Here is an 8,020-nt window from a genome sequence, read left to right as displayed (position 1 = left end):
CCCCGGCTCCATTGCCCCCACCCACCCTGCCGTGGTGTGGTCGGCGCATGACTGCAGAGGGCGCACCCCGGGTCCAGCGGGACGGCGACGTTGTCACCCTCACCATGTGCCGGCCGGCGAAGCGGAACGCGCTGTCCCGTGAGCACCTCGAGCAGCTGCTGGCCGCGGTGACCGAGGTGGGGGAGAGCGACGCGGCGGGTCTGGTCATCGCCGCGGAGGGACCGGTGTTCAGCGCCGGGCACGACTTCGCCGACGTCGTGGGCCGGCCGGTCGCCGAGGTGCGGGGTCTGCTGCAGCTGTGCACCGAGCTGATGCAGACGCTGCACGACGTCCCGCAGGTGGTGCTGGCCCGCGTGCACGCGCTCGCCACCGCGGCCGGCTGCCAGCTGGTGGCCTCGTGCGACCTGGCCGTCGCCGCCGAGTCGGCCGGCTTCGCCGCGCCGGGCGGCAAGGGCGGCTGGTTCTGCCACACGCCGATGGTGGCCATCGCCCGCGACGTCGGCCGCAAGCGGGCCATGGAGCTGGCGCTCACCGGTGACGTCATCGACGCGGCGACGGCGCTGGACTGGGGGCTGGTCAACCGGGTCGTGCCCGACGCCGAGCTCGACGCGGCCGTCGCCGACCTCATGGCCCGGGCCACCCGGGGGTCGCGGGCGAGCAAGGCCTGGGGCAAGCAGACGATGCACACCCAGCTCGGCCGTCCCGAGCGGGACGCCTACACCACCGCGGTCGAGGTCATGGCCGCCGCCAGCCAGCTGCCCGGCGCGGTCGAGGGCATGGCCGCCTTCCTCGGCAAGCGCCAGCCGGTCTGGCCCGACTGACGTTCTCGGGACCGACCTCGGTTCCGACTGGTCCCCGTGGCTCCGTCCGCCAAGCGGGGGCGCTACGGCGGTTTCGCCCGCGGGGTCGTCTTCGCACCTGTGACCTCTGCGCCCCCTCACTCGCCCCCGAGGTCGGCGCAGCCGGTCTCGTGCGGCAGCAGCGGGCGCAGCGTGAGCGTCCAGCGGCTGCCGTCGCCGGCGACCCACGGCGTCAGCGTGGTGGCCGACGCCGCCGCGGCGAGGACGGCCTCGGCCTCGGCGCCCCGCGCGACGACGCAGGACAGGCCCAGGCCCCCGGGCAGCGGCTCGCCGGGCAGCGCGGGGCCGGGCCACGCCACCTCCGGCTGCACCAGCGCCGGGTCGGGGGGCGGCATCGAGGGGGCGACGACGGCGGCCACCGCCGTGGCCTCGTAGGGCTCCGGGCCGGTGGCGCCCAGCGGCTCGGGTGAGGTGAGCACCTCGAGCAGGCCCCGCAGCTCGTCGCGGGCCGCCCGCTGCTCCAGGGTGAGCCCGCTGTCGTCGGGCAGCTCCAACAGCGCCTGGACCTCGCGCACCGACGTCCCCTCGTCGGTGACGAGGGTGAAGCGGGTCGCCGGTGCGTCGGCGACCGGGGGGCTGCCCAGGTCCGTGGTGCCGGTCACGCCGGCGATGACCGCGCGGTCGACGACGGTCTGCACGCCCTCGGCGTCGAGCCGCCACACCTGCAGCGACGGCAGCGCGGGCGGCGGGTAGACCTCGATCTGGGCTCCGCGCGCCACGACCCGGCCGTCGCCGTAAACCGCGACCAGCGGCAGGCGGACGGCCAGCGCCTCGGGCGTGGTGAAGCCGCTGACGTGCTCCACCTCGAGCACGAGCCGGCCCGGCCCCTCGGACGCGGGCGTCGGCCGGGTGGCCGCGTCGCCGCCGCTGCCGGCGCACCCGGCCACCAGCACGAGCGAGGCCAGGACGGCGGTCAGCGGTCCACGTCTCACCTGGTCAGGATGCCGTGCCGTGGCCGGACCACCCGGCGTGTCCGGCCGGTCGTTGCACGTTCGGTACCGTCGGACCCCGTGCGCCTGGTCATCGCCCGCTGCTCGGTCGACTACGTGGGGCGGCTGACCGCCCACCTGCCCATGGCGCCGCGGCTGCTGCTGGTGAAGGCCGACGGCTCGGTCTCCGTGCACGCCGACGACCGCGCCTACAAGCCGCTGAACTGGATGACCCCGCCGTGTTCGTTCAGGGACGAGCTGGTCGACGGCTCCGGCACCTGGACGGTCACCAACAAGGCCGGCGAGCAGCTGATCATCACCATCGAGTCGGTCGAGCACGACAGCTCCCACGAGCTCGGCGTCGACCCCGGCCTGCAGAAGGACGGCGTCGAGGCGGAGCTGCAGCGGCTGCTCGCGCTGCACGTGGAGACCTTCGGGTCGGGGTGGTCGCTGGTGCGCCGCGAGTACCCGACCGCGATCGGCCCGGTGGACCTGCTCTGCCGCGACGCCGACGGCACCACCGTCGCCGTCGAGGTCAAGCGGCGCGGTGAGATCGACGGCGTCGAGCAGCTGACCCGCTACCTCGAGCTGCTCAACCGCGACCCGCTGCTCGCGCCGGTGCGCGGGGTCTTCGCCGCGCAGGAGATCAAGCCGCAGGCGCGGGTGCTCGCCGGCGACCGCGGCATCGAGTGCCTGACCGTCGACTACGCCGTCCTCAAGGGCACCGACGACCCGACGCAGCGGCTGTTCTGAGCGTTACCGCTCGGTAGCCCGGCGTCCGCCGGGTTGCCGGTGGGTGCGAGACTGCCCCCGATCGCGGACGGGGCGCCCGGGGCCGGGTGCCGGCGCAGAGGAGATGGCAGCGTGGCCAGAGAACTGACCGAGGTCGGCGTGGTGGGGCTGGGCACCATGGGGGCCGGCATCGCCGAGGTGCTCGCCCGGGCGGGCCTGTCGGTGACCGCCGTGGACGTCGACGAGGCGGCGGTGGCCCGCGGCCGGGGGCACGTGGAGCAGTCCACCGAGCGCGCGGTGCGCCGCGGCAAGCTCGAGGCCGCCGAGCGCGACGCCATCCTCGGCCGGATCCGCTTCGGCACGTCGCTGGAGGACCTCGCCCAGGCCGAGCTGGTCGTCGAGGCCGTGCCCGAGCGGCTGGAGCTCAAGCGCGAGATCTTCGCCGCGCTGGACAAGATCTGCTCGCCGGACACCATCCTGGCCACCAACACCTCCAGCTTGTCGGTCACCGAGATCTCGGTGGCCACCGGGCGGCCGGGCAAGGTCATCGGGATGCACTTCTTCAACCCGGCGCCGGTGATGAAGCTGGTCGAGGTGGTGCGCACCGTCGTCACCGAGCCCGAGGTCGTGGAGGACGTCGAGGCGCTGGCCGAGCGGCTGGGCAAGGTCGACGTCACCATCGGCGACAAGGCCGGCTTCATCGCCAACGCGCTGCTGTTCGGCTACCTCAACCACGCGGTCGCCATGTACGAGAACCGCTACGCCAGCCGCGAGGACATCGACGCGGCCATGCGGCTGGGCTGCGGCCTGCCGATGGGCCCGCTGGCGCTCATGGACCTCATCGGCATCGACACCGCCTACGAGATCCTCGAGACGATGTACCGGCAGTCCCGCGACCGGCTGCACGCGCCCAACCCGATCATCAAGCAGATGATGACCGCCGGCCTGCTCGGCCGGAAGTCCGGCCGCGGCTTCTACACCTACGCCGGCCGGGACTCCGCCGAGGTGGTGCCCGACGCGCACACCCCGGCCGAGGGCGGGGCCGCCGAGGGTGCCCGCGCGGTGTCCACGGTCGGCGTCGTCGGCTCCGGGACGATGGCCACCGGCATCATCGAGGTCGTCGCCAAGGGCGGCTACGACGTCCGCTTCGTCGCCCGCTCGCCGGAGAAGGTCGAGGCGGTACACAAGGAGCTGTCCAGGTCGCTGGAGAAGCAGGTGCAGCGCGGCCGGCTCGACGAGGCCACGCGCGACGAGGTGCTCGCCCGGGTCAGCGGGACGACGTCCCTGGACGAGCTCGCCGACCGCGACCTGGTCATCGAGGCCGTCGTCGAGTCACTGCCGGTCAAGGAGGCGCTGTTCGCCAACCTCGGCGAGATCGCCAAGCCCGGCGCCGTCCTGGCCACCACGACCTCCAGCCTGCCGGTCATCGAGTGCGCCCGGGCCAGCGGGCGGCCGGAGGACGTCGTCGGCATGCACTTCTTCAACCCGGCGCAGGTGATGAAGCTGGTGGAGGTCGTCTCCACGATCTCCACCGCCCCCGACGTGGCGGCGACGGCGCACGCGGTGTCGCAGCGGCTGGGCAAGCACGCCGTCTCCTGCACCGACCGGGCCGGGTTCATCGTCAACGCGCTGCTGTTCCCCTACCTCAACGACGCGGTGAAGATGCTCCAGGCGCACTACGCGACCGCCGACGACATCGACGCCGCCATGAAGGTCGGCTGCGGCTACCCGATGGGCCCCTTCGAGCTGCTGGACGTCGTCGGCCTGGACGTGTCCCTGGCCATCGAGCGGGAGCTCTACACCGAGTTCCGCGAGCCCGGCTTCGCGCCCGCCCCGCTGCTCGAGCACCTGGTCACCGCCGGCTACCTGGGCCGCAAGACCGGACGCGGGTTCCGGGACCACGCGCGCCGCTGACCCGGTGCCCCGTCGCGGCGGTCGGAGGGGGTCGCGGTCTGCGGGCCGCGACCCCCTGCGCCGTCCCGAGACGGTGGAGGAGGCGGCGGACGGCGACTGGGTGGTGCGCCGGATCACCGGCGCCGCGAGCGGCAAGAGCTACCGCTGCCCGGGCTGCGACCAGGAGATCCGCCCGGGGACGCCGCACCTGGTGACCTGGCCGGCCTACCCGCGCGACTCCGACCTCGACCCCTGGGACACCGACTCGGCCGCCGACCTGCGCCGGCACTGGCACGCGCCGTGCTGGCAGTCCCGGGGCCACCGCCGCTGACCGGCCATTTCCGCGGAAATCGCCGCTCGAGGCCCGGCGACCCCCGCGGGATGGCCGGTCAGCCGCTCAGTACCGCGGTGACCACCACGTTGTCGAGGTAGCTGCGGCGGGCGCGGTCGAAGTCGCCGCCGCAGGTGACCAGCCGCAGCTCCGCCCGCGGGGTGGGTCCGTAGACGGCCTCGGTCGGGAACTCGTCCTTCGGGTAGCGGCCGACGCCGGTGACGGTGAAGCGCGCCGTCGTCCCGTCCGCGCGGTCGACGAGCACCTCGTCGCCGGGGGCGAGGTCGCGCAGCCGGTAGAAGACCGCCGGCCCGTCGACCGAGTCGACGTGCCCGGCGACCACCGCGGGGCCGATGTCACCCGGGACGGCGCCGCCGGCGAACCAGCCGGCCCGCGTGAAGTCGTCCGGGGGCACCAGGACGCCGGAGGCGTCGGTGCCGAGCCGCAGCAGCTCGCTGTTCACCGCGATCGCCGGCACGCGCACGCGCACCGGCGCCGCCGCCGCCGTCCGGTCCGTGCCGGGCTCGGCGACCACCAGAGCGGGGACGGTGGCGGTCGCGGCAGGTGGCGCCTCGGCAGCGGCCGGGGCGGGCGCGCCGGGGGAGCCCAGCGCCACCGCCCCGGCGGCCACCGCGGTACCGGCGAGCAGCCCCCGGACCAGAGACAGCGCCGGCCGCCGTAGCTTCCCGTGGCGGCTCACCGGCCGCGCCTCAGCGCCGCGCGGCGCGCCGTGCACAACCGCGCCGCGACCGCCGGGTCAGGAGCAGGCCGGTCAGGACGGTGAGGCCGACGGCGCCGCCCATGACGCCCGGCTCCAGCTTCCCGGTCGCGGTTCCCCCGGCGCCGGTCTCCACGCCCCCGGTCGGCACGACGCCGGAGCCCGCGGCGTCCAGGACGGTGCGCACGCTCACCCCGCCCTCGGGCCGGTCCAGGACGAACAGGCTGTACACCGAGCCCGGGTCCAGGTCCAGCGGCAGCTCGGTCGGCTCGCCGTCCACGGTCACCTGCAGCCGGCCGGCGTCGCCGGGCACCGCGGTGTACTCGCCGGCCTCCGCGAAGGCCAGGTCGGTGGCGAGGTCGGTGCCGCCCGCGGAGGCGTCCAGCGTCGGGGCGTTGGCCGCGGCCGAGATGACCCGCACCCGCGCCTGGCCCGACGGCGGCAGCGCGAGGTCGTCCTCGAGCACCTCCAGGCCCAGGTCGGCGAAGCGGCCCACGCCCGCGACGGTGCGGGCGCTGTCGCTGCCGATCTGCACGGTGGTGGAGAGCGCCGGCGGGGTGGCCGGGTCGGCGCCGGCCTCGCGCATGCTCACGGTGTAGACGCCCTCGGGCACGTCCTGGTAGTCGGAGATCGTCCCGTAGCCGACGCCGGGCACGGTGAGCAGCGCCGTCCCGTCACCCGGGTCGGAGACCGAGTCGACGTAGACGTCGACGGCGGGGGTGTCGGGGGACAGGTGGGCCAGGCGCAGCAGGCCGTTCTCGGCGGCGCCGGCCCCGGGAGGGGCGAGGAGCACCGTCCCGGCGGTCACGGCGGTGACGGCCAGCACGCGGGTCCAGCGGGCCACGGTTCCTCCAGCAGGTTCGGGAGCGGACCGGTGCGCCGGTCCCGGGTCCATTCGCGCACCCTTCGCGATTCCTGTCCAACCGAGAGTCACGGCGAGACCTCGGCGACCAGCCCGTCGGGGTCCGAGACGTAGCGGTGGGACAGCAGGACGCCGTCCGCGGTGACCTCGACGGCGTCTGGGGCGAACGGCGGGAGCTGGGCGTCCAGCCAGGTCGTCAGCGCCGCCGTGGCGGTCTGCCCGGAGCCGACGGGGGCGCCGCCCACGGCCGTGAGCAGGACGCTGCGGGCGGGGCCCTCGGCGCCGTCGTCCCGCGGGAAGGAGGCCACGTCGACGCCCTCCCGGGCGGTCAGCACGGCCAGCAGGGAGAGCAGGCGCATGTCGACGTCGGCCGACCGCAGCACCGCGGCGGCCTCCTCGGGGGCGTGCGTGGTGGGGTTGGCCAGGATCGCCGCGGCCAGCGCCCGCCGCCGGTCGAGCTGCTCGGGCGTCGGGGTGCCGGGGGAGGGGTCGACGACGGTCAGCCCGCCGAAGCGGGCGACGACCCGGCTGCCAGGCCGCGGCTCGCCACCGGTCACGGTGAGGACGAGGTCGCCGGGGCCGGTCGGCTCGTCGGTGGCCACCAGCTCGTCCGGGGCGCCGGCCGCCAGGAGGTCGCCGCGGACGTCGTCCTCGGGCCGCAGCCGCGCGCCGCCGGGCAGCTCGCGGTCGGCGCAGTCCAGCAGGGCCCCGGCGGGCCCGTCCGGCGTCGGGGACGGCGCGAGGGTGGTCGGCGGGGCAGCGGCGGTGGACGCAGCAGAGGCGGCCGGCGGGGTCGGGCCCTCGGTCGGGCCGGCGCCGGCGGCGGACCTGTCCGCCGGGTCGCCGCCGAGGACCAGGGCGAGCACCGCGGCACCGAGCACCACGAGCAGCGCGATCCCGACGACGACCACGCCGGTGCTGCTGTCGACGAGGGCGAGGAGCCGATCCCCGGGGCGGGAGCGGTGCCGGGCACGGCGGCTGGGCACCTCGCCTCCTCCCCGGCGTCCGTGGACGGGTCCGCCCGCGGGTCGCCGGTGTCCCGCGGGCGGTGGTGCGGTGCCTCGGCTACCGAGGAGGTGGTGCAGCCGGGCTCAGCGCCGGCTGGGGGTGACGGTCTGGCCGGCGGTGTCGGCCGCGTCGGGCGTGACGGCCGGCTGCACCAGCGTCGGCGGGTCGACCCGCGGCGGCGCGGACGCGGCCGAGCTGCCGGTCGGGACCGGGCGCAGCTGCTGGGTCGTCTCCGGACCCGGGGTGACCTGCTGGGTCGGGGCGTCGGCCGCCGGGGTGACGGCCGGCTGCGTCGGCGGGGCCGGCGGCCGGGTGGGCTGCCGGGCCGCGGCGGCCTCGCCGTTGCCCGGAGGGGGCTCGACCGGCCGCTGCGCCGGCTGGGGTGCCGTGGTGGGCCGCACCACCGGCTGCTGGGCGGTGAGCGGACCGACCGGCGGCTGCTGGCGCTGCTCCTCGCGGACCGGCTCGCACGCGGCCTGCGGGGTGCGCGGGGTCGGCTGCGGGCGGGCCGGGGCGGGCGGCCGGGGGCCGGCCTGCAACTCGGGACGCCGGTCGCCGAGGTCGGGCAGCCGCTCGAGGAGCGTGCGGGCCTCGATCAGCCGGCCCGTAAGCTCGCCGCCCACCGCCCGGCTGCGCGCCCCGGCCTGCTCGCCCCCGCCGACCAGCCGCACGGCCGGCCTCTGGGCC

General features: G+C 76.3%; 8 protein-coding genes and 1 pseudogene. 4 read left to right on the top strand and 5 right to left on the bottom strand.

The window, feature by feature from the left end; all coding sequences use genetic code 11:
* The first annotated feature begins 47 nt into the window (after positions 1-47).
* Positions 48-821: an enoyl-CoA hydratase-related protein gene (locus CNO22_RS23795; RefSeq protein WP_100501735.1), complete on the top strand. Its 774-nt coding sequence runs from the start codon at positions 48-50 to the stop codon at positions 819-821.
* Positions 822-937: 116 nt separating this feature from the next.
* On the opposite strand, the gene CNO22_RS23790 is transcribed toward CNO22_RS23795, so the two are convergent.
* Positions 938-1,792 (bottom strand): hypothetical protein, encoded by an 855-nt coding sequence (locus tag CNO22_RS23790; RefSeq protein ID WP_100501734.1) that lies wholly within the window; start codon positions 1,790-1,792, stop codon positions 938-940.
* Positions 1,793-1,870: 78 nt separating this feature from the next.
* Here CNO22_RS23790 and nucS point away from each other — a divergent pair, with 78 nt between their 5' ends.
* The 3 genes from nucS (at position 1,871) to CNO22_RS23775 (ending at position 4,745) form a co-directional block, all read left to right on the top strand.
* On the top strand, positions 1,871-2,542 hold the full coding sequence (gene nucS / locus CNO22_RS23785) for an endonuclease NucS (RefSeq protein ID WP_100501733.1): 672 nt from the start codon (positions 1,871-1,873) through the stop codon (positions 2,540-2,542).
* A gap of 111 nt (positions 2,543-2,653) precedes the next feature.
* On the top strand, positions 2,654-4,435 hold the full coding sequence (locus CNO22_RS23780) for a 3-hydroxyacyl-CoA dehydrogenase family protein (protein ID WP_100501732.1): 1,782 nt from the start codon (positions 2,654-2,656) through the stop codon (positions 4,433-4,435).
* A 73-nt stretch (positions 4,436-4,508) separates the two neighbouring features.
* Positions 4,509-4,745 (top strand): hypothetical protein, encoded by a 237-nt coding sequence (locus tag CNO22_RS23775; RefSeq protein WP_232807303.1) that lies wholly within the window; start codon positions 4,509-4,511, stop codon positions 4,743-4,745.
* 58 nt (positions 4,746-4,803) lie between these two features.
* Here CNO22_RS23775 and CNO22_RS23770 read toward each other — a convergent pair whose 3' ends face one another.
* The 4 genes and pseudogenes from CNO22_RS23770 to CNO22_RS23755 all read right to left on the bottom strand — a co-directional run.
* Entirely contained in the window at positions 4,804-5,445 is a 642-nt protein-coding gene (locus tag CNO22_RS23770) for a class F sortase (RefSeq protein WP_100501736.1), read from the bottom strand.
* Between the two features lie 10 nt (positions 5,446-5,455).
* On the bottom strand, positions 5,456-6,307 hold the full coding sequence (locus tag CNO22_RS23765; RefSeq protein WP_232807302.1) for a DUF4397 domain-containing protein: 852 nt from the start codon (positions 6,305-6,307) through the stop codon (positions 5,456-5,458).
* 86 nt (positions 6,308-6,393) lie between these two features.
* Positions 6,394-7,311 carry a hypothetical protein gene (locus CNO22_RS23760; RefSeq protein ID WP_100501730.1) on the bottom strand — a complete coding sequence of 306 codons (918 nt, stop codon included), beginning with the start codon at positions 7,309-7,311 and terminating at the stop codon, positions 6,394-6,396.
* Positions 7,312-7,416: 105 nt separating this feature from the next.
* Positions 7,417-8,020: pseudogene (locus CNO22_RS23755) on the bottom strand (hypothetical protein); the annotation flags it as partial.

Source organism: Geodermatophilus chilensis (assembly GCF_002802985.1).
GTDB classification, from domain to species: domain Bacteria; phylum Actinomycetota; class Actinomycetes; order Mycobacteriales; family Geodermatophilaceae; genus Geodermatophilus; species Geodermatophilus chilensis.
Note: the sequence above shows the minus strand (reverse complement) of the source record. Positions and strands in the feature narration are given on the sequence as shown.